This is a genomic window from Azospirillum sp. SYSU D00513, assembly GCF_017356015.1.
In the GTDB taxonomy this organism is placed as follows: domain Bacteria; phylum Pseudomonadota; class Alphaproteobacteria; order Azospirillales; family Azospirillaceae; genus Azospirillum.
The window spans coordinates 117,192-137,559 of record NZ_JAFIQV010000010.1 but is presented as its reverse complement, the minus strand read 5'-3'; the positions used below and the strand labels follow the sequence as shown (position 1 = coordinate 137,559).

Genomic DNA, 20,368 nt, shown 5'->3' with positions numbered 1-20,368 from the left:
AGCAAGCTAATCTTGCCAAATGCGGATCATTTCGCGGCGAACGCTGCGTGAGCATTGGGAAAGGCCGGGACGCTCCGACAGCGAAGGACCGCTTTCGGACTGGTACAACATCGTGCGACGTTCGGAGTGGTCCAATCCGGCGACTTTGAAGGATCAGTTCCGTTCCGCATCCTTCGTCGGCGACCGGGTGGTCTTCAATATTGCAGGCAACAAGTACCGCCTTGTGGCGGGCGTCGATTACCAATACCGCACTGTTTACGTGAAATGGGTCGGCACCCACCGGGAATATGACGACATCGACGTGAAGGAGGTCTGACGATGGAGATTCGGCCCATTCGCTCCGATGAGGACCATGCCGCCGCTCTCAAGGAGGTGGACGAGCTTTGGGGCGCGTCTACGGAATCTTCGGAGGGTGCCCGGCTCGAAGTTCTTCTGGCGCTGATCGACGCTTATGAAGAAGCGAACCACCCGATTCCGGCGAGCGATCCGGTCAGCGCCATCGCGTTCATGATGGAGCAGCGCGGCATGTCCCGCCGCGACCTGGAACCGATGATCGGCAGCCGGGCGCGGGTCGCGGAAATCCTCAACCGCAAACGCCCCCTGACGCTGCCCATGATCCGTCGCCTTTCCGAAGGCCTCGGCATTCCGACGGACATCCTCGTGCGGGAATATCCGCTGGCTCGGCAGGCGGCCTGACGCCCTACCGCAGCACCGACGCGATGGCGTCCGCCACGGCGCGGGCGCCGGCGCGCGGGACGGTCAGGCGGTACCAGGATTCGTCGGCGCCCGTGGCCTCCAGCAGGAAGCCGCCGAAGCCGCGGGCGCTGCGGTCCACCTGGATCAGCAGGTCCAACCCGTGGGCACGCTGCTCGAAGACGATCTCGATCTCGTCGAAGCGCAGGTTGCGGCGGGTGGACGGACGGAACTCGAATTCCTGGACATAGCCGTGGCCGCCGTGCCAGCGCGGGCGGTGCTCGACGTCCGACTTGGCGAGGCGGAAGCCCAGCATCTCCATCGCGTCGAAGACAGAGGCCATGGCCCGGTCGGGATGAACATGGACGGCGTCCTCGTCCGTCGCGTCCACCGCCATGGGGATCGACAGGCTGGTGCGCAGCCAGACATGCACCGGGGCGCCCGGCACATGCAAGGGCGTGTGGTAGGGCACGTCGATGGAGAAGGCCTCGCCGACCGACTGGCCGGGCTGGAGCATCAGCTTGCGCCCCAGCGACCAGCTCGCGATGACGTGGGTGCGGTGCTGGCGCTGGTCGTTGACCTCATGCTCGACGCGCGTCAGCAGCTCCAGCCGGACGTCGTCCACCGCCTGCTCGACGCTGCCGCCGGTCATCGTGATCCGGCCGTCGAGCGCCTGCCCGACCTCCACGCTGTCCCTGTCGAGCACGGTCTCGACCGATGCGCCACCGATGCCGATGGCGGCAAGCAGACCCCGGAACGCCATGTCCTGTTCCCCCACATATCGCGCGGCTTTCGACCGGCCGTCCGGCGGCGCCCGGCCGTTCTTCCGCCCGGCCATTCTTCCGATAACCCGCGTCAAGCTAAGGGAGGCTTGGCCCTCCTGTCCAGATGGCCTTCCTGTCCAGATGGGCCGGCCCCGCGCGTCAGCGGATGAAGCGGTCGGCGTAACCGGCGCCGAGCCCGATCCGCTCGTAATGGCGGCGCACATTCTCCAGCTTGGTGAACACGTCCTCGTAGCCGAGCGCCTTGCCGTGCGGATCGACGTAGGTGTAGCCGCCCGTGACATGGAACAGCGTCGCCATCTCCTCGACCCCCTCCGGCACCACGAGCGTGTGGGTCTCGCCCGGCGGCTCGAAGGCGTAGTCGCCGGCCGTGGCGACCCAGTCATGCTCCAGGTAATGCCATCGGCCGCGCAGGGTGAAGGCGTGGACCGGGCCGCTGTGCCGGTGGCGGGACAGGATGCCGGAGGAGCGGACGCGCAGGATGTTGACGTAATAGCCCTGGCTGACGCTGAGGATCAGCGGCTTGAACCAGACGCCCTCGGCCTGCGGCACCCAGCTCTGTTCGTCGGCATCCAGGTCGAGCACCTGCCCCAGGAAGATGTCCGGCATCATCGCCGTGGGCTGCGGGAGCTGATAGGGGATGCGGCTCTGGTCGCGGGTGGCCGGCGCGTCGCCGGACTCGTTCCTTGGGTCGGCTGGCATGGGTGCATCTCCTGTGGATCGGCCATTCGCATCGGCCATGTGTTTTCGTCCGACATTAGGCGGTTGGGTCCGGATCTTCGATAGCTCAATATCCTGATGCACCGCCTAACGACCGGCCAGCCGGACAGGAACGAGGACCTTCATGCCGATTCGGACCTTGCTGCTCCCACTCTGCCTTGCCTTCGCCCTGTTCGGGCATCCGGCCAAGCCGCGGGCGGCGGAAGCCGAGCAGCACCTGTTCTACGAGGCGTTGCCGGGCGCCGGTCCTGATGTGCCCTACGAGGAGCGCCGGCGGCTCACCGAACAGGTCCGCGACGCGCTGGTGCCGGAGGTGCTGCGGCTGTCCGGCATCGCTCCCGGAGCCGCGGTGACGGACCTGCGCATGGGCGGCTATCTCCTGCGCACGAACCCGTCTCTGCACACCCGGTCCGCCCTGGCCGACGCCCCGGCGGACCGGCTCGGGGCGGCGCTGGCCCTGGCGCTGCACCAGGACAGCGTGCTGGTCGCCGACTTCGCGGGCGGCAACACCGGCTACGCGCTCGTGCGCTTCCCCGAAGGAGGGCTTACGCCGGAGCTGGCGCAGCGCTTCTTCCGCGCCGCAGCGGCCGTGCACAAGGGCTTGGGCGGCGGCTACACCGCCCTGGGCGACTCGCTGCTCTTCCTGAACCTCCGGGGGGAGGATGGTGCCCCCTACAGCGGGCTGGAGGATGCCTCCTTTCTCGTGGCGCTGAGCCGCGCGGCGGAACGCTTCGCCGAGGCGCCGGTCACCGTCGCCGAGACGGGCCGCGCCGATGCCCGGCTGGTCGGGGCGAACGGGCCGGAGGCCGCCGCCATCGGCGATTCGGGCCTGGCGGCGCTCGGCCCCCTGCGCGGCCGGTTCGACGCCCTGCTGAAGGGCCTCGGCGCTGCCCGCCATCCCTGACGGGATCAGCGCCAGGCGAGCCCGACGACGCCCGCGAGGTCGGCGCCGCGCAGGGTGTTGTCACTGGTCTTGATCCCGCTGAGATCGGCGCGGCTCAGCCGGGCGCGCGACAGGCTGGTGTCGCGCAGGTCGGCACCGGTCAGCATCGCCCCTTCCAGATTGGTCGGCCACAGCCGGCTTCCGTCGCCGGCCAAGTCCACCGGCTTGAAGCGGGCCCGCCACAGCTTCGCCCCGGCGAGGTTGGCGCCGCGCAGATTGCAGCCCGACAGGTCGGCGCTGGTGAAGTCCGCGTCCCGCAGGTCGCTGTAGGACAGGTCGGCCATGGCGAGCCGGGCGCCGGAGAAGTCGGCGCCACGCAGCCCACAGAAGCGCATGACGCAGCCAGGCAGCATCTGGTTCGAGAAGTTGCAGCCGCGCAGGTCGGCGCGCTGCAGCTCAATCCGCGTTCCGACCGCTCCCGAATGCTCGACCCAGAGCTGGTGCTGGGAAATGGCATCGGCCAGCCGTTCGGCGAGGCTGACGAGGCCAGTGCCGTCGATGTCGATCCCCCGCCGCTCCAGCCGGGCGCGCAGTTCCTCGTCCACCCGCGCGCCGCACATCAGCACCCCGTCCAGCACCGTCCGGTCCATCACCGCGTTGACGAGGTTGGCGGAGATCAGGATCGCGCCCGACAGGTCCGACCCGCTGAGGTCGGCGCCCGTCAGGTCGCTGCCGGAGAAGTCGCACTGGGCCATGCGGCAGTCGGCCAGGACGGCCTTCATCATCTGCGAGCCGACGAAGGTCGTGCAGCCGTCGGCGTTGCCGGCTGGCTGCCGGTTCCCCGCCTCCAGGATCAGGCCCTTGCGCAGGTCGGCGCCGCGCAAGTCGGCGCCCATCAGCCTCGCGCCGTTGACCCGGGCGCCGCGCAGGTCGGCACCCTGCATCCTGGCACCGGTCAGGTCCGCGCGCGAGAGGTCCACGCAGGACAGGTCGGCGTTGGAAAGCTGCGCCTCGGCCAGCCGCGCCCCGGTGAGGCTGGCGCCGGCCAGCTTGGCCTTGGTCAGGTTGATGCGGTTGAGGCCGAGGTCGGAGAGGTTCTGGAAACTGAGATCGGCGCGCCGCCCGGCCCCGGGTGGATCGCGTTTCAGCCAGCGCTGGTGCTGGACGAGAGCGTTGCGGATCGCCCGGAGATACCGTTCGTCAGGCATGGGACCATGTCTGCGCCATTACGTCCCGGCAGTGTGGTTACTTTCGTCCGCAAGTGGAACCGGATTTCCGCCCCATTGCCAGCAATAGAACCTAAATCATATTCGCGGCGCAAAGGCATAGCACCAAGGCCTCAGGTCCCGCACTCACGTCCCTGCGTTGCACGCCCCTGCCCCGCGGAAAAGGACTGCCGTCCTTGAAAGCCACGCCGCACGCACCGGCATGCCTCGGGACCGCATGACGGACGGCCTAGATCATACCCCGGAATGCAACCGAAAGCCTTATCACAGCACAAGGCTTCCTTCCTTACGCCTTTCGGTAGGATAAATTTCAATTGCCCATGGGATTGTTCCCTCACATTATTCCCGCGAAGCCCGATTGCAACCGAGGGTGCGCGGATGGTCATCACGGCCGAGTTCCTGGGCATGCTGCTGCTCGTCACCAGCCTTGCCGCGCTCGGCCTGTCGATCGTCGTCGACGTCGGCCAGGTCAGCACCGAAAAAGCCCGCGAATCCCTCCTCCAGCGCCAGCACGACAAGCGGCGCGCCGCACTCGCCGAATGGCGGCAGAAGACCGAGCGCAAGCGCGCCGATCTGACGGCGCTCCAGGCCCGCCAGACCGAATTCGCCGCCCGCAAGCACAAGGCGCAAACGGAGATCAAGGCGCTGGAGTTCACCAAGGTCGAACTCGTGCATGAACTCGGCGACGAGGAGGCGGGTGGCGCCGGCTTCTGGGCGCAACTCGCCGTGCTGCCGAACTTCCAGGAGATCGAACGGCGCGACGTCATCTTCTCCCGCCAGATCTGGGAATACCGCAACGTCGCCCACATCTGGGCGCCCACGGGCGATCTGGCGCAGGCGCTGCTCGCCTCGGCCTTCGCTGTGAGGAACGGGGTCCAGCCTTCCATGATGGTCCCCCTCGCCATGGCTCCGGAACCGGTGAGCGAGGCCGTCGTCGCATGACCGGCATGATGATGTATGTCGCCTTCGGGCTGATGGTCGTCACGGTCATCTCAAACCGCTACTGGCGCCGCCAGCTCGCGGCCACGCGCCAGTCGATCGTCAAGATGAAGGACCGGGTGGATGAGGTCAGCCGGGACCTGTCGGACCTGGCCGCCCATTACACCCAGCTGAACGGCCAGTGCAACGAGGCGGAAACGCGGACCACGCGGAGCGAACAGGAGCTCCAGGCGACCCTGCTGGAGCTGGAGCAGAAGAAAGCGGCGCCGATGGAGCGCTACTACATCTTCGACCGGCTCGAAAACCGCTCCGGCCGCTTCTGGGAAGCGGCAATCCGCAATCCGCCGTCCGGTGGGTCCGGCTGGGGCCGGCCCGGCGAGCGGGGCTGGATCGGGGTCCGGCGCTATATCCTGCTCGCGGAAACCGAGCAGGACGCCCGCGCCCGCCTGTCCGCGCGCTTCCCCGCGCGGTCCGGCTTCGAATTGGTGGAGCTGGTGCCCTGCCGGTTGAACGGGCTGATGGTCAACCGCGTCCCCGAATTCAGCACCTTCCGCCGCCCGTCCGCCGCCGAGGACGACTCCCGCACGGCCTCGCGCCGTTCCGCGCGCGCGCCGCGCGCCTGACCGGCGGAAATCTCATACGATTTTCATGAAGTCCTGACCTGCGGTCAGGACTTCCGTGGCGCGGGGGGCGGGGCGCGGGGCCGCAGTCGCGGCCCTATTCCGGGTTCGGAGGTCGGAATTTTCCGAACCCGGTATCACCCCTGCGAAAAAAGGCCCTTCCCCGCCGGGGAAGGGCCTTTCCTGTAGCCGCAGGCGTCAGTGGCTGGTGCCACCGTCGAAGGCCGGGGCGTCGATGCCGGACGCCCGGAGCTGGTCGATGATCATACCCTTCAGACGCTCCAGCCCGTCCGTGCTGAAGGCCTCCGCACGGGCGACCAGCACGTCCTGGGTGTTGGAGGCGCGGATGAGCCACCAGCCGTCCGGGGTGGAGACGCGCACGCCGTCGATGTCGTTGACGTTGGCACCTTCCGTCTTCAGGCGACCCTTCACCTCGTCCACGACGGCGAACTTGCGCTCCTCGCTGACCTGGAAGCGGGTCTCCGGCGTGTTCACCATGTCCGGCAGCTCGTCGCGCAGGGCGGCCAGCGTACCGCCGGAGCGGCTGACGAGGTCCAGCAGGCGAACGCCGCAATAGAGCGCGTCGTCGAAGCCGTACCATTTGTCGGCGAAGAAGATGTGACCCGACATCTCGCCGGCGAGCGGCGAGCCGGTCTCGGCCATCTTGGCCTTCAGCAGGGAGTGGCCGGTCTTCCACATCAGCGGCTTGCCGCCGTGCTTGGCGACCTCGTCGAACAGGGCCTGGCTGGCCTTGACGTCGGCGATGATCGTGCCCCCGGGATGGCTCTTCAGCACGTCGGCGGCGTAGATCGCGACGAGCTGGTCGCCCCACACCACGCGGCCCTTGTGGTCGATGGCACCGATGCGGTCGCCGTCGCCGTCGAACCCGATCCCGAGGTCGCAGTCGTTGTCCGCGACCGCCTTCTTCAGGTCGCGGAGATTCGCCTCGATCGTCGGATCGGGATGGTGATTCGGGAAATGGCCATCGATCTCGTCGAACAGCAGGATGTGCTTGCCCGGCAGCTTCGCGGTCAGGCGACGCAGGATCTCGCCCGAGGCGCCGTTGCCGTTGTCCCAGACGACCTTGAGGTCGCGCGGCCCGTTATAGTCCTTCAGCAGGCGGGCGACGTAGGCGTCGCGCACGTCGATCTGCTCGGCGCTGCCCTCCCCCCACTCGAAGTCGGCCGCCGCGGCCATGGGGCCGAGGTCCGAGATCATCTTGCCGTAGACCGGTCCTTTGCCCAGCATCATCTTGATGCCGTTGTATTCCGGCGGGTTGTGCGAGCCGGTGATCATGATCCCGGCGTCGGCCTCGCGGTCGCGCGTTGCGAAATACAGCATTGGCGTGGGGCCGAGGCCGATGCGCAGCACATGCAGGCCGGTGGAGACCAGCCCCTCGACCAGCGCCGCCTCCAGATCGGGAGAGGACAGGCGTCCATCATAGCCGACGCACACGGTCTTGCCGCCGCCCCGCACCACGACCGTGCCGAAGGCGCGGCCAACCGCGCGGGCATCCGCCGGGTTCAGGGTCTTGCCGACGATGCCGCGGATGTCGTACTCGCGCAGCACCGTGGGATGGAAGTTGTGTGCCTCGGTCATCGTTCCTCGCTTGTTGTTCAAAAAGCCCCGAACGGTGTCCCATTCGAGGCTTTCCGGAGCCGCTGCCCGGCCGGCAGCAATATTCCGGCGCGCGGGCCGAACGGTCAATGCCCTCAGGCGGTCCGGCCCGCCGGGTCCGGGCGTCCGATGGAGCTGTAGGCGAAGCCCGCCTGCGTCATCACCTCCGGCTTGTAGATGTTGCGCAGGTCGATCATGACCGGGCGCTTCATCAGCGACCTCACGCGGGCGAGATCCAGCGCGCGGAACTCGTTCCATTCCGTCAGGATGGTCACGCAATCGGCACCGGCCAGCGTGCCGTAGGCGTCCTCGGTCCATTCCACGCCCGGCAACAGCTTCTTGGCCTCGTGCATGCCGGCGGGGTCGAACGCGCGCACCGTGGCGCCGGCGCGCTGCAGGGCCGGGATGATGTCCAGCGCCGGGCTGTCGCGCATGTCGTCGGTGTTGGGCTTGAAGGTCACGCCGAGCACCGCGACCGTCTTGCCGTCAATATTGCCGCCGCAGGCCTGGATGATGCGCTCGGCCATCTGCTTCTTGCGCTTGTCGTTGATGTCGACGACCGTCTCGATGATGCGGAGCGGGCTGCCATACTGCTGTGCCGTGCGCACCAGGGCCAGCGTGTCCTTCGGGAAGCAGGAGCCGCCATAGCCCGGGCCAGGGTGCAGGAACTTCTTCCCGATGCGCCCGTCCAGACCGATCCCACGCGCCACGTCATGGACGTTGGCGCCCACCTTCTCGCAAAGGTCGGCGATCTCGTTGATGAAGGTGATCTTGGCGGCCAGGAAGGTGTTGGCCGCGTATTTCGTCAGCTCCGCCGTTTCCAGCGAGGTGATGACGATGGGCGTCTCGTTCAGGTAGAGCGGCCGGTACAGCTCGCGCATGACGTCGGACGCGCGGTCCGAGGTGGTGCCGATGACCACCCGGTCCGGGCGCATGAAGTCGCCGATGGCCGAACCCTCGCGCAGGAATTCCGGGTTGGAGGCGACGTCGAACTCGGCGTCCGGGTTGACCCGGCGGATGATGGCCTCGACCTCGCGGCCGGTGCCGACCGGCACCGTGGACTTGGTCACCACGACCATGTAGCGGTCCAGGTTCTGCGCGATCTCCTCCGCCGCTGCGTAGACGTAGGAGAGGTCCGCATGGCCGTCACCGCGGCGCGACGGCGTGCCCACCGCGATGAACACGGCGTCGGCACCCTTCATCGCTTCCCTAAGGTCGAGCGTGAAGGACAGGCGGCCGGCCGCCACGTTGCGGGCGACAAGATCGTCCAGGCCGGGCTCGTAGATCGGAATCTCGCCACGCTTCAGCCGCTCGATCTTGCCAGCGTCCTTGTCGACACAGCAGACATCGACGCCGAACTCGGAGAAACAGGCCCCGGACACCAGGCCGACATACCCTGTACCGATCATCGCAATGCGCATGCAAGGTTCCCCTGAATAGGCTAGGCCGGGATGGATGGACAACGCCGGGCGATCTGCAAGCATCCATTTCCCGGCATGCGGCGCCCGCCGCAGCCCTTGCGGGCGTTGCGGCGGGCGCCGGACTCACGACGTGCTTACGGCATGAACGCCGTTCAGCAATATTTGTGCAGCATCTCGCGCACTTTATCCGCCATGTCCGGCCGCTTCAACGCGTGGGCGATGGTCGCCTCGATGAAGCCGACCTTGTCGCCGCAGTCATAGCGGTTACCCTCGAAGCGCAGGCCGTGGAAGGGCTGTGTACCGATGAGCTTGGCCATCGCGTCAGTCAGCTGGATCTCGTTGCCGGCGCCGAGCTGCTGCTTCTCCAGATGGTCGAAGACTTCCGGCTGGAGGATGTAGCGGCCGATCACCGACAGGGTGGAGGGGGCTTCGGCCGGCTTCGGCTTCTCGACGAGGCCGCGCACGGTGGCAAGCCGTCCGTCGTCCTTCTCCACGTCCAGGATGCCGTAGCGGCTGGTGTGCTCGCGCGGGACGTCCACGACGGCGACGACGTTGCCGCCGACCTGTTCGTAGGCTTCCACCATCTGCTGGAGGCAGGGCTTGTCGGCCTGCACGAAATCATCCGGCAGGACGATGGCGAAGGGTTCGTCGCCGATCACGGCGCGCGCGCACCAGACCGCGTGGCCGAGGCCGAGCGGAACCTGCTGGCGGGTGTAGAAGCAGCGGCCCGGAGCGATCTCGCTGTGGCGCACGACATCCAGAGCGTCCGCCTTGCCGCGCTCCTCAAGGGTGCGGTTCAGCTCGGTGTCGGCATCGAAATGGTCCTCAATCGCGCGCTTGCTGCGGCCGGTGACGAAAACGAAATCCTCGATGCCGGCAGCCCGTGCCTCCTCGACCGCGTGCTGCAGCAGCGGCCGGTCGACGATCGGCAGCATCTCCTTCGGGATCGCCTTCGTGGCGGGCAGGAAGCGCGTGCCGAGACCCGCGACGGGAAACACCACCTTGCGCACCGGTTTTGGCATTGGGATTCTCTGCTTGTTGTAATCGGATGGACTGTGCAGGGCGTACAGGCTCTTTACAGCCAGCGCCCGTCCGGTGTTCTGCCATAGCCCCCCTACAGGCGCAACACGCCCTTCCGAGACCCAGCAAAAGGCTAGGTGCGGAGCAGCAAATCCTTCGCTTGGTTTATCTTTGCGGCTAAATAGGTGGAACCGCCGTGGTCCGGGTGAACTTTCATCATCAGACGTCGGTGGGCGCTCTTCACTTCCTCGGACGTTGCGCCGGGCGATATACCCAGGATTTCATAAGCCTCTTCGCGCGTCATGCTGCCGCCCGCCGGACGTTTCGCACCTCCCCCGCTTTCCCCCGAGGAATCCGGACCGGATCCGGAACGGTCCTTGCCAGCCCTTGCTTCATCCGCGCGGGCGCGCCAGTCCGGATGGGTCCGGTCCAGCCACCCCTCCAGCAGGCTCAGCGACTGCGGATCATTCCGCCGGCAGTCCTCCAGCAGCGATAGCCGCTCCTCCTCCTCCAGCGAGGCAAGCGTCCGGCCGCGAAACGGCCCGTGCAGCACCTCGCCTTCCAGCGTGCCGCTGTCATGGTCCAGCCGCATCCGAAGATACAGCGTCTCGATCTCGGAGCTTTGGCCGGCACCGGCACCGCCCGCCGACTGCCCGCTGGGGCCGCCCCGTTGGCCGCCCCGTTGCAATGACCGCCAGCGCATCAGGAGCGGGGCCGCCAGGCTGCCGAGCATGAGCGCTTGTCCGAGCCGTCCGGTCACCGCCAGGAAGGCGACCGCCAGCACCCCCGCCGCGATGCCGCCATAGCGCAATGTCCGCACCAGCGTACCCGGCGATGCCGAAAGGAAAGCCCGCATCAGAAGGAAGGCCGCCCCCAGGATGAGCGTGCCGACGAGGAGGTAGAGGATCATGCCCGTTCCGCAGGCGGCATCATGGGCTGAAAGACGGGCAAAATCATTGGCTCGGTCATGGAGAAGCCCGGCCGCCGAGTTGGCTGGTCAGGAGCCGCGCCGCCTCGCCTCCGTTCCGGCCGTAATCTTCCAGCGCGGCACGGCCGCCCGCGGCATAGACCGCGACCGCCGACAACAGGTCTCTCAACTGGCGCGCGGAGGAAGCATCGAAGGGGCAGTAGGCGCCACCGCTCAGCCGGGCGAAAGTCCGGAAGGCGCGGGCCGCGCGCGGCTCGCTTCCCTCGTGGAAGACGAACAGCGGCACGCCGAACAGGCCGAGCTGGCCTGCCTTGTGGGCCAGCTCGTCCACGTCCTCCTCCATGCAGTCGCCGACGAAGACCAGCGCGTTGACCCTCCTGTCCCGCGTCTGCTTCAGAGCGTGGGAGAACAGGCGGCCGATCTGGGTCCGGCCCGCCGCGCAGCGCACCGCCGCCATGCGGCGCAGCAGTTCGTCGGAGCGGCTGACCCACGGGCTGGCCTTGCATTCTCCGAAGCCCCGGTAATAGGCGAGCTGTATGTCCAGCCCGCCGAGACCCGCCGTGGCCGTGAACATGTCGCCCTGAATCCGGCAGGCCTGGTCCCAGCTCGGCTCCCGGCTCGCCGTCGCGTCCATCGCGAAGATCAGCCGGCCGCGCGGCCCGCCGGACACGGCGGCGGGTGCGGGAACGGCCGCCAGCCGCCGCAGGAAGGAATCGACTTCCCCCTGCGAGGCCTGCCGCGCCGGAAGCTGTTCATGGTCCGCCATTCATACCGCCCGTCATGCTGATGCCCTTCCGGCGGCACCGGCCGGAGTCGGGACATGAGGCGGAGCCGCACGGGCGGCCCCGGCCTGCTTCGCCCTCCCTCGCCTTCCGGATCGGGTGGGCGTCATGCCCGGCGCGGCGGCGCCTCACACGTCGTAGACGGGACCCGGCGTGTTCTTGTTCCGGCCGCCGGCCTCGTCCTCTTCCTTTTCCGTCAGGGTCTTCTCGCCGCCCTGGTCCTGGCCCGGCTTGTCCTTCTGGCCCTCGGGGTTCATCCCGTTCCGGTCTTCCATGTTCGCGCTCCCTTTGTTGAGACTCGATCCCCTCAACAGGAAGGTGGGGCGAAGCGTTGCGGCCCCAGCGGGTTGCCGCTTTCCGGATCAGGGCTCCACCGGTCAGGGCTCCGATGCTCAGGGCTCCGATGCTCAGGGCTCCAATGCTCAGGGCTCGACGCCGTCCGGCGATTCGCTGCCCTTCATGTATTTGAACATGCCCTCGCCCGCCGCCAGGACGAGCCCCGTGTCGCGCTGGATCACCTCGCCCGACACGCTGACGATCTTCCGCCCGCCGCCGCGCAGCCGACCGATGGCGACGAGGTTGCCCGAGCGCGCGCTGCCGAGGAAACTGCTGGAAAGCGACAGGGTGACTGCCCGGCGGACGCGGCCCGGCATCGGGCACCAGCAGGCGGAAAAGCCCATCGCCGTGTCGAGCAGCGACATCAGCACGCCGCCATGGACCAGGCCGGCCCGGTTCAGGTGATGGGGAAGGACGGACAGTTCCAGTTCGGCCCTTCCCTCCTCCCAGCGCGCCACCCGGTAGCCGAGAAGCTCCTGGTAGCCGGAGGGCGGCTCGCCTCCCATCAATTCCGGCGGCGGCCCGCCGGCGGCCTGCCTGGATCGGTCTTCGTTGCTCATCCTCATCCTTCGCCGGATCGTCCCAGTTGGGGGTGTGTCACGCGCGTTACAGGGGCGCTTGTGCCGGGACGCTTGTTCGTTTATGTCTACCGTGCTGACTAATTTGTAATGTTGAACAAACCCTCTTCAGGCAACCACACCAATATGGCTGACTTAAAAGCGGGCGTGAATCAGCTTTTCCTGCGTGAGGAGGAATTGCGCACGGGCATGGAGCTGCTGTTCTATGCCTACCGTGAGTTCACCGCCGAACCCGACGAGATCCTCGAACAGTACGGATTCGGCCGCGCGCACCACCGCGTCATCTACTTCGTCGGCCGTTACCCGAAGATCACCGTGTCGGAGCTTCTGGCGATCCTGAAGATCACCAAGCAGAGCCTGTCGCGGGTCCTGGGCGAGCTGGTGCGGCAGGGCTTCATCCTCCAGCAGACCGGCGTGCGCGACCGCCGCCAGCGCCTGCTGGAACTGACCGAGAAGGGCAACGAGCTGGAACGCCAGCTTTCGGAAACCCAGCGCCAGCGCATCGCGCGCGCCTACCGCATGGTCGGGGCCGAGGCGGTGGAGGGGTTCCGCAAGGTCATGCTCGGAATGCTGGAGGAATCCGATCGCGCGAAGTTCACCCCGCTCGCCCCGCCCCGCCTGACGGCGGTGAAGCGGTAGCCAACATCCCCTCCCGGGATTCGGCGACGGGGCCTTTTGTACCCGGCTGCCGGGCGCGCTATAGTCGGCCCATGACGGAGGACGACACCGAGCTTCAGCCGCACATCCTGGTTGTCGACGACGACACCCGGCTGCGCGAGCTGCTGAGCAAGTATCTGAGCGGGAACGGCTTTCTGGTGAGCGGCGCCAGGGATGCGGCCGCCGCGCGCGCCATGCTCGCCAGCCTCGATTTCGACCTGCTCGTGCTCGACATCATGATGCCCGGCGAGACCGGGCTGGAGCTGACCGAGTCGCTCCGGCACGAGAGCGACGTGCCCATCCTGCTGCTGACCGCGCGGGGCGAGCCCGACGACCGGATCGCCGGGCTGGAGGCCGGGGCCGACGACTATCTCGCCAAGCCCTTCCAGCCGCGCGAACTCCTCCTGCGGATCAACTCGATCCTGCGGCGCCAGGCTGTGCGGCCGGCCGAGCCCGCGGCCGGAACCGCTACGGCGGTGAGGCTGGGGCCGGTGAAGCTCGGCCGCTACCTCTACCTGCCCGACCGCGACGAGCTGCGCGCCGGGGAGGAGACCGTCCGGCTGACGACGGCCGAATCGGGGCTGCTGCGCATCCTCGCCGCCTCCCCCGGCGTGACCTTCAGCCGCGAGGAGTTGACCGAGCGCTGCCGGATCGCCGGGAACGCCCGCGCCATCGACGTGCAGGTGACCCGCCTGCGCCGCAAGATCGAGGCCGACCCGCGCGAGCCGCGCTACTTGCACACCGTGCGCGGCGAGGGTTATGTGCTGAGGCCCGATACATGACCGCCGGAACCGCGGGGCCGCCGCGGTCCCGGTGGCGCGCGCGGTCCGGCCCGGCAAGCTGGATCAAGCGTTTCCTGCCGCGCACCCTGTTCGGGCGGTCCCTGCTCATCATCGTGACGCCGGTGATCCTGGCGCAGGCCGTGGCGACCTGGATCTTCTATGATCGGCATTGGGACACCATGACCAACCGGCTGGCCAGTTCGGTGGCCGGCGACATCGCCATGATCGTCGAGTTCCTGGAGCGCGACCCGACGCCGGACGGGCGGAACTGGACGCTGGTCATGGCGGCGCGCACCACGAACCTGATCGTCACGCTGGAGCCCGGCCGCACCCTGCCGCAGACGCATCCTAGCCCGAGCGGGCTTCTGGAGCGCACTCTCAGCGACGCCCTCGACCAGCGCGTGCGGCGCCCCTTTACCATCTCTGGCGGCGTGCAGGACAACTGGTACGAAATCCGCCTGCAGATGCCCGACGGCGTGCTCTCCGTCCTGTCTCCGGAACGCCGCTTGTTCAGCCCGACCAGCTACATCTTCATCCTCTGGATGACCGGCTCCGCCCTGGTGCTGTTCGCCGTCGCCATCATCTTCATGCGCAACCAGATCCGCCCCATAAAGCGGCTGGCCGCCGCCGCCGAGGCGCTGGGCAAGGGCGGCGACGTGCTGGACTTCAAGCCCGAGGGCGCCACGGAGGTACGGCAGGCCGCCGCCGCCTTCCTGCTGATGCGCGAACGCATCCGGCGCCAGATCACACAGCGAACCGAAATGCTGGCCGGCGTCAGCCATGACCTGCGCACGCCGCTGACGCGCATGAAGCTCGCCCTGGACATGATCGGCGAGGGGCCGGAGGTCGAGGAGCTGGCCGCCGATGTCGCCGAGATGGAAACCATGATCGAAGGTTACCTGTCCTTCGCGCGCGGTGAAGGCACGGAAGCCGCACAGCCGACCGACCTGACCCGCCTGCTGAACGAGGCGGTCGCCAACGCCCGGCGCGAAGGGGCCGACGTCGAGGCGGAGGTGCCGCCCGATCTGCTGCTCCCCTTGCGCCCCATCGCCATGCGCCGCGGGCTCGCCAACCTGTTGGGCAACGCTCGCCGCCACGCCACCCTGATCCGGGTCACGGCGGAGCGGCGGCGCAACGCCGTCGTGATCACGCTCGACGACAACGGGCCGGGCATCCCGGCCGCGATGCGGGAGGAGGTCTTCCGTCCCTTCTTCCGGCTGGACCAGTCGCGCAACCGGGACACCGGCGGAGCCGGGCTGGGCATGACCATCGCGCGCGACGTCATGCGCGGCCATGGCGGCGACGTCACGCTCGACGACAGCCCCATGGGCGGCCTGCGCGTGCTGATCCGGCTGCCGGTTTAACCGTCCGGCGGCGGGCGGCGACCCGGCTCAGAAAAGCCGCCCGCCATCGGGAACGCCCTTCGTCGGGCCGATCAGCACCACCCCGTCCTCGCCGTCCGGCAGGCCGAGGCACAGCACCTCGCTCATGAAAGGGCCGATCCGCTTGGGCGGGAAGTTCACGACGGCCAGGATCTGCCGCCCGACCAGCTCCTCGGCCGTGTAGTGCTTCGTCACCTGCGCCGAACTGCGCTTCGTGCCGATCTCCGCGCCGAAATCGACGGTCAGCTTGTAGGCGGGCTTGCGCGCCTCCGGAAAGGCCTCCACCGCCACGATGGTGCCGACGCGGATATCCACCTTCATGAAATCGTCGAAACTGATGGTCATGCGCTCTCTCGTTTGGGGTTGGTCACCAGCCCCCAGTTTCGAGCCAGCGGTCCAGCATGTCCAGACGGTCCCACCCCCAGAAGGGCTCGTCGTCCACGATGAAGAAGGGGGAGCCGAAGACGCCGTGCCCGATGGCCTCGTCCACCTCGTCGCGCAGCCGCGCCTTGACTTGGTCGTCGCCCAGTGCCGCTGATACGGTCGCCGGGTCGTGGCCAAGCCGCCCTGCGGCCTCCACGACCCGTTCCGCCGGGCCGATGTCCAGCCCCTTCACCCAATGGTCGGAGAGGAGGGACTGGGCGAGTAGCTTCGCCTCTTCCGGATGCCGGTCGGCGAGCCACCAGTAGGCGCGGCAGGCCGCCAGCCCGTTGACCGGCATGGATTCGGGGAAAGTGAAGGGGGCGCCGGTGAACCGGGCGATCCGGCCGACGTCATGCGTCAGGTATTCGCCGCGCAAGGGCTGCGACAGGACGGGCTTCATGCCGGTGACCTTGAAGACGGCACCGAGCAGGATGGGGCGCCAGCGGACCGCCCGTCCGTGGCGCGCCGCCACCGCGTCGACCGTCAAGCTGGCGAAATAGCCGTAGGGAGATGCGAAGTCGAAATAGAAGTCGATGGCCCCGCCCATGCACCCTGCCCTCCCCGTTGCTCTTTCGGGAAAGGCTAGCGCGCGTCCCGGCCCCCGGTCCAGGGGATCACGGTCCCGAGGCTCAGACGGCGCGGACCTTGGCGTCGAAGACGTAGCCGGCCCCGCGCTCGGTCTTGATGATGCGCGGTTCCTTCGGGTTCGCCTCGATCTTGCGGCGCAGGCGCAGGATCAGCACGTCGATGGAACGGTCGAACACCTCCGTCCCGTCGGCGCGGGTGAGGTCGAGCAGCTGGTCGCGCGTCAGCACGCGCTGCGGCCGCTTCACGAAGGCGGACAGCAGGCCGAACTCGGCGCGGGTCAACTCCACGTCCCGCCCGTCCTGTCCGCGCAGCCGCTGGGCGGTGAGGTCCAGCTCCCAGCTCGCGAACTGGACGACCGCGCGCAGATCCTCGGCGTTGCGAGCCGGCCGGGCTTCGCCCGAGGCTCGGCGCAGGACCGCCTTGATCCGGGCCAGCAGTTCGCGCGGGTTGAAGGGCTTGGTCAGGTAGTCGTCGGCACCGAGTTCCAGCCCGACGATCCGGTCGATGTCCTGGTCCTTCGAGGACAGGATAATGACGGGAATATGCGACTCGGCGCGGATCTGGCGCACGAGCCCGAGGCCGTCGCCGTCCGGCAGGCGGAGGTCGCACACGACGAGATCGATCGGATCGCCGCCAAGGCACTGCTTCGCCGTGGCCGTGTCGGGCGCCGTGGACACACGGTAGCCTTCCGCCGCCAGATACGACGCGAGCAGCTCTCTTACGGGTTCGTCATCATCGACCGCGAGAATATGCATGAGACCCCACCTCCCGGTACCCTTCATAGCCCAGCAATCGGGTGCACGCAATTGGTTACAAGACGGTAACGCACTCCCTTGTAAATCGCCATCTCATAAAGATGCTGAAACAGTCGCGCCCTTTCGCGACACAAAAATACCCTCAAGGTGAAATCACCGGGTCACGCAACGATGGTGTTATGACCGTGCTGCGTGGGCGGGCATGACGGCCGGTCCCGATCCTCTCCCGATTCGGAAGACCGGAATGAACAGGGCCCTGAAGACCATCGGAGACGGCGAACGCCGGTGCGAGCGGCAGGCACGCCCCACCGCCGCGGCGCGCCGCACGGTGCAGGCGCGCCCGGTCTGCTATTGCGGGACCCGCTCCGGGGCGGAGGACTGCGCCGCCCCGGCGGGCCAGCCGGCCTCCGGTCAGCCGGAAACGATCTGGCGGGAGATGATGAGCCGCTGGATGTCGGACGTCCCCTCGTAGATCGAGCAGACCCGGACGTCGCGGTAGATCCGCTCGACCGGGAAGTCCTTCAGGTAGCCGTAGCCGCCATGAACCTGGATGGCGTCGGCGCACACCCGCTCCGCCGCCTCCGACGCGAAGAGCTTCGCCATCGCCGCCTCCTTGAGGCAGGGCACCTCCGCGTCGCGCAGGGCGGCGGCGTGCAGCACGAGCTGGCGCGCCGCCTCGATCCGCGTCGCCATGTCGGCGAGGCGGAAGGCGACCGCCTGGTGGTTCACGATGGCCGTGCCGAAACTCTGCCGTTCCTTGGCGTAGCGCAGGGCCGCCTCGTAGGCGGAACGGGCCATGCCCACGGCCTGGGCGGCGATGCCGATTCGCCCGCCCTCCAGGTTGGCGAGCGCGATCCGGTATCCCTCGCCCTCCGCGCCGAGCCGGAAGGCGGCCGGGACCCGGCAATCCTCGAACTGGATGTGGCAGGTATCCGAGGCGTTCTGGCCCAGCTTTTCCTCGATCCGCGCCACGCGGTAACCCGGCGTGTCGGTCGGCACCAGGAAGGCCGAGATGCCCTTGCGTCCGGCCACCGGGTCGGTCACGGCGAAGACCAGCGCCAGCTTCGCGGTGCTGCCGGTGCTGATGAACTGTTTGGAGCCGTTCAGGACGTAATGGTCGCCGTCCCTCACCGCGCGCGTCTGGATCGCCGCCGCGTCGGATCCCGCCTGCGGCTCGGTCAGGCAGAAGCAGGCCAGCATGTCACCGCGCGCCATCGGCCGCAGGAAGCGGTCCTTCTGCTCGTCCGTGCCGAACTTCAGCACCGACGCGCAGCCCAGCGAGTTGTGGACGGCCATGATGGTGGAGGTCGCGCCCTCGCCCGCCGCAATTTCTTCCAGGGCCAGGGCGTAGGCCACGAAATCGGTTCCCGAGCCGCCCCAATCCTCCGGCACGATCATGCCCATGAGGCCGAGTTCGCCCATTTCCGCCACTTCCGCGGCGGGAAAGGCGTGGTTGCGGTCGCGCTCGGCGGCCATGGGGGCCAGCCGGTCCTCGGCGAAGCGGCGCGCCATCTCGCGCACCATCACCTGCTCTTCGGTCAATCGCATCGGTCTTTCCGCCCTTTTTGCTTTCGGGGACCTTCGGTCTCCTCCCGTCCCGACATTGAAGCCGAGGACCGGCCATCCGGCAAGCCGCCCGCTTGGCAGGCCGAGGGGGTATGCCGTCCGGGCCCTTCCGTCCGGGCATGAAAAAGCCCCCGGTCCGCATGGGATCGGGGGCTTTCCATCAGGCATTCCGGTGGTCCGCCCTGCCGGGCCGGCCGGGGTCACTCCGCCGCCATCATCACCGGTTCGGGCCGGTAGGCGGCGACGTAGCGTTCCAGCGCCTCCAGGCATTCCGCCGTGGTGCCGGAGCCCACGGCCTTGCAGTCCTCGAAGGCGTGGGGTTCGGGCCGGAACCAGTGCGTGATGTAGCACTCCTCCCGCCCGTCGAGGCTAAGGGTCAGGGCGAATCGCCCGTTCCGCCCGATGCGGGCGTGCGCGGCGCGCAGGCGGGCCTGGACCTCCTCGATGGTCATGCCCTTCGCCGACACGCCGGTCTTCATGACCATTCTCGTCATGGCTGCCGATCCTTCTCGATCACGCCGCTTCGCGCAGCGGCCGTTCGTCCATATGCCGGGCCCAATCGGCGTCGCGCGCCAGCGACTCCACCAGGGCGCGGGCGGGGCCGGCCGTCTCGGCCGGCGTGTCCGGGCGCAGCAGTCCCGCCAGCCGCATGGCCAGCGTTTCCGCCTCCGCCTCGACCCAGCGGGCGTAATGCCGCCGCCGGGCCGCCGCGTCCCAGTACCAGCGCGGGAGCTGGGCGTGGGTCCGTTCCATCTCGCCCTCCCAGCTGCTCATGCGGAAGAGCCCGCTGGGGGAGCGTTCGCCGTGCTGTGGGCCCGCCATGTCGGCCTCCCTGGTGGAAACATCTTCTCGAAAAGGGCTCAGGCCGCCTCGCGGCCCTCGCCCTCCTCGCGCTTCAGGATCTCCGCCTTCTTCTGGGCGAAGAGCCCGGTGATGCGGTGCTGCGCCGCGCGGTCGATGGTCCCGATCTCGCGCAGCCGGGTGCCGACGCCGGCCCGCCAGACCTCTTCCAGGTCGTCCAGGTCCACGCAGGCGCCGAGCCGCTTCTTCACCTCGGCCTCGAAGGCCTCGACGGCCTCCGGCTGGAGGTCCGGGTTGGCCTTGGCCGCGTAGAAGGCCTCCGACTCCTCCCGGTACTTGCTGTCGTCGAACTGGCCCATGTAGACGTCGGCGGCCAGGCCGATCTGCAGCAGGCACTTACCCACGGCGTCGGTCATCGACATCTTGAAGCACTCGTCGTCGGGCGCCTCGATGCCGTTGCGGCGGCGGACCATCTCCGTGCCGCCCCACTGCGGGCCGGTGAAGCACTTCTCGCCGCTCTGCGGGTCGAGGTACCAGACGCGGGCGCAGATGAAGACCATGCGCTCGGCGATGGTCCAGTCCACCTGCTCGTAGCCCCAGCCCTTGCCGATCGGCCCGAACACTTCCGTCATCATCTGAAAGCGCCAGGTCGGGTCGATCTGCGTGCCGCGGAAGCCGCCGGAGCGGGTAAAGGGCTTGGTCGCCTTGGGGTCGGTCCGCTTCAGGCGGTTCCAAAGCTGCATCGTGTCGTAGCGGGGAGCCGGCCCCGCCGTCTCCGCCGCGGCCTTGGCGGCCGCCGCCGTGGTGGTTTCCGGCTTCTCGGTCTCGGCGACGGTGTCGGTCTTGCTCATGCGTCCCATGGTCGGGTC

Annotated in this window: 26 protein-coding genes; 9 read left to right on the top strand and 17 right to left on the bottom strand. The window is 68.3% G+C overall.

Going from position 1 to position 20,368, the window contains the following annotated elements; genetic code table 11:
* Positions 1-19: 19 nt before the first annotated feature.
* Positions 20-316, top strand: a complete 297-nt coding sequence (locus JUB11_RS10125) for a type II toxin-antitoxin system HigB family toxin (RefSeq protein ID WP_207458404.1) — start codon at positions 20-22, stop codon at positions 314-316.
* A 2-nt stretch (positions 317-318) separates the two neighbouring features.
* Positions 319-696: a helix-turn-helix domain-containing protein gene (locus JUB11_RS10120; RefSeq protein WP_247886966.1), complete on the top strand. Its 378-nt coding sequence runs from the start codon at positions 319-321 to the stop codon at positions 694-696.
* 4 nt (positions 697-700) lie between these two features.
* On the opposite strand, the gene JUB11_RS10115 is transcribed toward JUB11_RS10120, so the two are convergent.
* Together JUB11_RS10115 and JUB11_RS10110 are read right to left on the bottom strand one after the other, a co-directional pair.
* Positions 701-1,456, bottom strand: coding sequence for a sporulation protein (locus JUB11_RS10115; protein ID WP_207458403.1), 756 nt, complete (start codon positions 1,454-1,456; stop codon positions 701-703).
* Between the two features lie 160 nt (positions 1,457-1,616).
* On the bottom strand, positions 1,617-2,177 hold the full coding sequence (locus JUB11_RS10110) for a 2,4'-dihydroxyacetophenone dioxygenase family protein (protein WP_207458402.1): 561 nt from the start codon (positions 2,175-2,177) through the stop codon (positions 1,617-1,619).
* Between the two features lie 142 nt (positions 2,178-2,319).
* On the opposite strand from JUB11_RS10110, the gene JUB11_RS10105 reads away from it, so the two are divergent.
* On the top strand, positions 2,320-3,099 hold the full coding sequence (locus JUB11_RS10105) for a hypothetical protein (protein ID WP_207458401.1): 780 nt from the start codon (positions 2,320-2,322) through the stop codon (positions 3,097-3,099).
* Between the two features lie 5 nt (positions 3,100-3,104).
* Here JUB11_RS10105 and JUB11_RS10100 read toward each other — a convergent pair whose 3' ends face one another.
* The gene (locus tag JUB11_RS10100) at positions 3,105-4,286 is read right to left on the bottom strand and encodes a pentapeptide repeat-containing protein (protein WP_207458400.1); all 1,182 of its coding nucleotides are present in this window, start codon (positions 4,284-4,286) and stop codon (positions 3,105-3,107) included.
* A gap of 396 nt (positions 4,287-4,682) precedes the next feature.
* On the opposite strand from JUB11_RS10100, the gene JUB11_RS10095 reads away from it, so the two are divergent.
* Both JUB11_RS10095 and JUB11_RS10090 read left to right on the top strand, forming a co-directional pair.
* Positions 4,683-5,246, top strand: coding sequence for a hypothetical protein (locus JUB11_RS10095; RefSeq protein WP_207458399.1), 564 nt, complete (start codon positions 4,683-4,685; stop codon positions 5,244-5,246).
* Positions 5,243-5,866, top strand: coding sequence for a hypothetical protein (locus JUB11_RS10090; RefSeq protein WP_207458398.1), 624 nt, complete (start codon positions 5,243-5,245; stop codon positions 5,864-5,866). The genes JUB11_RS10095 and JUB11_RS10090 overlap by 4 nt, the downstream gene beginning before the upstream one ends.
* 195 nt (positions 5,867-6,061) lie before the next feature.
* Here the strand turns inward: JUB11_RS10090 and JUB11_RS10085 are convergent, their stop codons facing one another.
* The 7 genes from JUB11_RS10085 to JUB11_RS10055 all read right to left on the bottom strand — a co-directional run bounded on the left by JUB11_RS10085 (position 6,062) and on the right by JUB11_RS10055 (position 12,527).
* Positions 6,062-7,462, bottom strand: a complete 1,401-nt coding sequence (locus JUB11_RS10085) for a phosphomannomutase/phosphoglucomutase (protein WP_207458397.1) — start codon at positions 7,460-7,462, stop codon at positions 6,062-6,064.
* Between the two features lie 113 nt (positions 7,463-7,575).
* Entirely contained in the window at positions 7,576-8,901 is a 1,326-nt protein-coding gene (locus JUB11_RS10080) for a UDP-glucose/GDP-mannose dehydrogenase family protein (RefSeq protein ID WP_207458396.1), read from the bottom strand.
* A gap of 152 nt (positions 8,902-9,053) precedes the next feature.
* Positions 9,054-9,923: a UTP--glucose-1-phosphate uridylyltransferase GalU gene (gene galU, locus JUB11_RS10075; RefSeq protein WP_207458395.1), complete on the bottom strand. Its 870-nt coding sequence runs from the start codon at positions 9,921-9,923 to the stop codon at positions 9,054-9,056.
* Between the two features lie 131 nt (positions 9,924-10,054).
* Positions 10,055-10,831: a DnaJ domain-containing protein gene (locus JUB11_RS32695; RefSeq protein ID WP_247886965.1), complete on the bottom strand. Its 777-nt coding sequence runs from the start codon at positions 10,829-10,831 to the stop codon at positions 10,055-10,057.
* A 55-nt stretch (positions 10,832-10,886) separates the two neighbouring features.
* On the bottom strand, positions 10,887-11,615 hold the full coding sequence (locus JUB11_RS10065) for a VWA domain-containing protein (protein WP_207458394.1): 729 nt from the start codon (positions 11,613-11,615) through the stop codon (positions 10,887-10,889).
* A 144-nt stretch (positions 11,616-11,759) separates the two neighbouring features.
* Positions 11,760-11,906, bottom strand: coding sequence for a hypothetical protein (locus tag JUB11_RS10060; protein ID WP_207458393.1), 147 nt, complete (start codon positions 11,904-11,906; stop codon positions 11,760-11,762).
* 147 nt (positions 11,907-12,053) lie between these two features.
* Positions 12,054-12,527, bottom strand: a complete 474-nt coding sequence (locus JUB11_RS10055; protein ID WP_207458392.1) for a PaaI family thioesterase — start codon at positions 12,525-12,527, stop codon at positions 12,054-12,056.
* 144 nt (positions 12,528-12,671) lie between these two features.
* On the opposite strand from JUB11_RS10055, the gene JUB11_RS10050 reads away from it, so the two are divergent.
* From JUB11_RS10050 to JUB11_RS10040, 3 genes are all read left to right on the top strand, one after another.
* Entirely contained in the window at positions 12,672-13,184 is a 513-nt protein-coding gene (locus JUB11_RS10050) for a MarR family transcriptional regulator (protein ID WP_207458391.1), read from the top strand.
* Positions 13,185-13,255: 71 nt separating this feature from the next.
* The gene (locus tag JUB11_RS10045; protein ID WP_207458390.1) at positions 13,256-13,984 is read left to right on the top strand and encodes a response regulator; all 729 of its coding nucleotides are present in this window, start codon (positions 13,256-13,258) and stop codon (positions 13,982-13,984) included.
* Positions 13,981-15,348 (top strand): ATP-binding protein, encoded by a 1,368-nt coding sequence (locus tag JUB11_RS10040; protein WP_207458389.1) that lies wholly within the window; start codon positions 13,981-13,983, stop codon positions 15,346-15,348. Before JUB11_RS10045 ends, JUB11_RS10040 begins: the two co-directional genes overlap by 4 nt.
* A 27-nt stretch (positions 15,349-15,375) precedes the next feature.
* Here the strand turns inward: JUB11_RS10040 and JUB11_RS10035 are convergent, their stop codons facing one another.
* The 3 genes from JUB11_RS10035 to JUB11_RS10025 all read right to left on the bottom strand — a co-directional run bounded on the left by JUB11_RS10035 (position 15,376) and on the right by JUB11_RS10025 (position 17,132).
* Positions 15,376-15,711 carry a tRNA-binding protein gene (locus JUB11_RS10035; protein ID WP_207458388.1) on the bottom strand — a complete coding sequence of 112 codons (336 nt, stop codon included), beginning with the start codon at positions 15,709-15,711 and terminating at the stop codon, positions 15,376-15,378.
* 22 nt (positions 15,712-15,733) lie between these two features.
* Positions 15,734-16,336: a 2-hydroxychromene-2-carboxylate isomerase gene (locus tag JUB11_RS10030; protein WP_207458387.1), complete on the bottom strand. Its 603-nt coding sequence runs from the start codon at positions 16,334-16,336 to the stop codon at positions 15,734-15,736.
* An 82-nt stretch (positions 16,337-16,418) separates the two neighbouring features.
* Positions 16,419-17,132 carry a response regulator transcription factor gene (locus JUB11_RS10025; RefSeq protein ID WP_207458386.1) on the bottom strand — a complete coding sequence of 238 codons (714 nt, stop codon included), beginning with the start codon at positions 17,130-17,132 and terminating at the stop codon, positions 16,419-16,421.
* Between the two features lie 244 nt (positions 17,133-17,376).
* On the opposite strand from JUB11_RS10025, the gene JUB11_RS10020 reads away from it, so the two are divergent.
* Positions 17,377-17,604 carry a hypothetical protein gene (locus tag JUB11_RS10020; RefSeq protein WP_207458385.1) on the top strand — a complete coding sequence of 76 codons (228 nt, stop codon included), beginning with the start codon at positions 17,377-17,379 and terminating at the stop codon, positions 17,602-17,604.
* Here the strand turns inward: JUB11_RS10020 and JUB11_RS10015 are convergent.
* The 4 genes from JUB11_RS10015 to JUB11_RS10000 all read right to left on the bottom strand — a co-directional run bounded on the left by JUB11_RS10015 (position 17,544) and on the right by JUB11_RS10000 (position 20,350).
* The gene (locus tag JUB11_RS10015; RefSeq protein ID WP_207458384.1) at positions 17,544-18,680 is read right to left on the bottom strand and encodes an acyl-CoA dehydrogenase family protein; all 1,137 of its coding nucleotides are present in this window, start codon (positions 18,678-18,680) and stop codon (positions 17,544-17,546) included. The two genes, JUB11_RS10020 and JUB11_RS10015, sit on opposite strands and share 61 nt — an antisense overlap.
* 218 nt (positions 18,681-18,898) lie before the next feature.
* On the bottom strand, positions 18,899-19,192 hold the full coding sequence (locus JUB11_RS10010) for a hypothetical protein (protein ID WP_247886964.1): 294 nt from the start codon (positions 19,190-19,192) through the stop codon (positions 18,899-18,901).
* A 19-nt stretch (positions 19,193-19,211) separates the two neighbouring features.
* Positions 19,212-19,520, bottom strand: coding sequence for a hypothetical protein (locus JUB11_RS10005; protein WP_247886963.1), 309 nt, complete (start codon positions 19,518-19,520; stop codon positions 19,212-19,214).
* Positions 19,521-19,558: 38 nt separating this feature from the next.
* On the bottom strand, positions 19,559-20,350 hold the full coding sequence (locus JUB11_RS10000) for a hypothetical protein (protein WP_247886962.1): 792 nt from the start codon (positions 20,348-20,350) through the stop codon (positions 19,559-19,561).
* Positions 20,351-20,368 lie beyond the last annotated feature (18 nt).

Coding starts and splice junctions, on each gene's coding strand:
- JUB11_RS10125 (WP_207458404.1), top strand. CDS start 20: ATGCGGATCATTTCGCGGCGAACGCTGCGTGAGCATTGGGAAAGGCCG.
- JUB11_RS10120 (WP_247886966.1), top strand. CDS start 319: ATGGAGATTCGGCCCATTCGCTCCGATGAGGACCATGCCGCCGCTCTC.
- JUB11_RS10115 (WP_207458403.1), bottom strand. CDS start 1,456: ATGGCGTTCCGGGGTCTGCTTGCCGCCATCGGCATCGGTGGCGCATCG.
- JUB11_RS10110 (WP_207458402.1), bottom strand. CDS start 2,177: ATGCCAGCCGACCCAAGGAACGAGTCCGGCGACGCGCCGGCCACCCGC.
- JUB11_RS10105 (WP_207458401.1), top strand. CDS start 2,320: ATGCCGATTCGGACCTTGCTGCTCCCACTCTGCCTTGCCTTCGCCCTG.
- JUB11_RS10100 (WP_207458400.1), bottom strand. CDS start 4,286: ATGCCTGACGAACGGTATCTCCGGGCGATCCGCAACGCTCTCGTCCAG.
- JUB11_RS10095 (WP_207458399.1), top strand. CDS start 4,683: ATGGTCATCACGGCCGAGTTCCTGGGCATGCTGCTGCTCGTCACCAGC.
- JUB11_RS10090 (WP_207458398.1), top strand. CDS start 5,243: ATGACCGGCATGATGATGTATGTCGCCTTCGGGCTGATGGTCGTCACG.
- JUB11_RS10085 (WP_207458397.1), bottom strand. CDS start 7,462: ATGACCGAGGCACACAACTTCCATCCCACGGTGCTGCGCGAGTACGAC.
- JUB11_RS10080 (WP_207458396.1), bottom strand. CDS start 8,901: ATGCGCATTGCGATGATCGGTACAGGGTATGTCGGCCTGGTGTCCGGG.
- galU (WP_207458395.1), bottom strand. CDS start 9,923: ATGCCAAAACCGGTGCGCAAGGTGGTGTTTCCCGTCGCGGGTCTCGGC.
- JUB11_RS32695 (WP_247886965.1), bottom strand. CDS start 10,831: ATGATCCTCTACCTCCTCGTCGGCACGCTCATCCTGGGGGCGGCCTTC.
- JUB11_RS10065 (WP_207458394.1), bottom strand. CDS start 11,615: ATGGCGGACCATGAACAGCTTCCGGCGCGGCAGGCCTCGCAGGGGGAA.
- JUB11_RS10060 (WP_207458393.1), bottom strand. CDS start 11,906: ATGGAAGACCGGAACGGGATGAACCCCGAGGGCCAGAAGGACAAGCCG.
- JUB11_RS10055 (WP_207458392.1), bottom strand. CDS start 12,527: ATGAGCAACGAAGACCGATCCAGGCAGGCCGCCGGCGGGCCGCCGCCG.
- JUB11_RS10050 (WP_207458391.1), top strand. CDS start 12,672: ATGGCTGACTTAAAAGCGGGCGTGAATCAGCTTTTCCTGCGTGAGGAG.
- JUB11_RS10045 (WP_207458390.1), top strand. CDS start 13,256: ATGACGGAGGACGACACCGAGCTTCAGCCGCACATCCTGGTTGTCGAC.
- JUB11_RS10040 (WP_207458389.1), top strand. CDS start 13,981: ATGACCGCCGGAACCGCGGGGCCGCCGCGGTCCCGGTGGCGCGCGCGG.
- JUB11_RS10035 (WP_207458388.1), bottom strand. CDS start 15,711: ATGACCATCAGTTTCGACGATTTCATGAAGGTGGATATCCGCGTCGGC.
- JUB11_RS10030 (WP_207458387.1), bottom strand. CDS start 16,336: ATGGGCGGGGCCATCGACTTCTATTTCGACTTCGCATCTCCCTACGGC.
- JUB11_RS10025 (WP_207458386.1), bottom strand. CDS start 17,132: ATGCATATTCTCGCGGTCGATGATGACGAACCCGTAAGAGAGCTGCTC.
- JUB11_RS10020 (WP_207458385.1), top strand. CDS start 17,377: ATGAACAGGGCCCTGAAGACCATCGGAGACGGCGAACGCCGGTGCGAG.
- JUB11_RS10015 (WP_207458384.1), bottom strand. CDS start 18,680: ATGCGATTGACCGAAGAGCAGGTGATGGTGCGCGAGATGGCGCGCCGC.
- JUB11_RS10010 (WP_247886964.1), bottom strand. CDS start 19,192: ATGACGAGAATGGTCATGAAGACCGGCGTGTCGGCGAAGGGCATGACC.
- JUB11_RS10005 (WP_247886963.1), bottom strand. CDS start 19,520: ATGGCGGGCCCACAGCACGGCGAACGCTCCCCCAGCGGGCTCTTCCGC.
- JUB11_RS10000 (WP_247886962.1), bottom strand. CDS start 20,350: ATGAGCAAGACCGACACCGTCGCCGAGACCGAGAAGCCGGAAACCACC.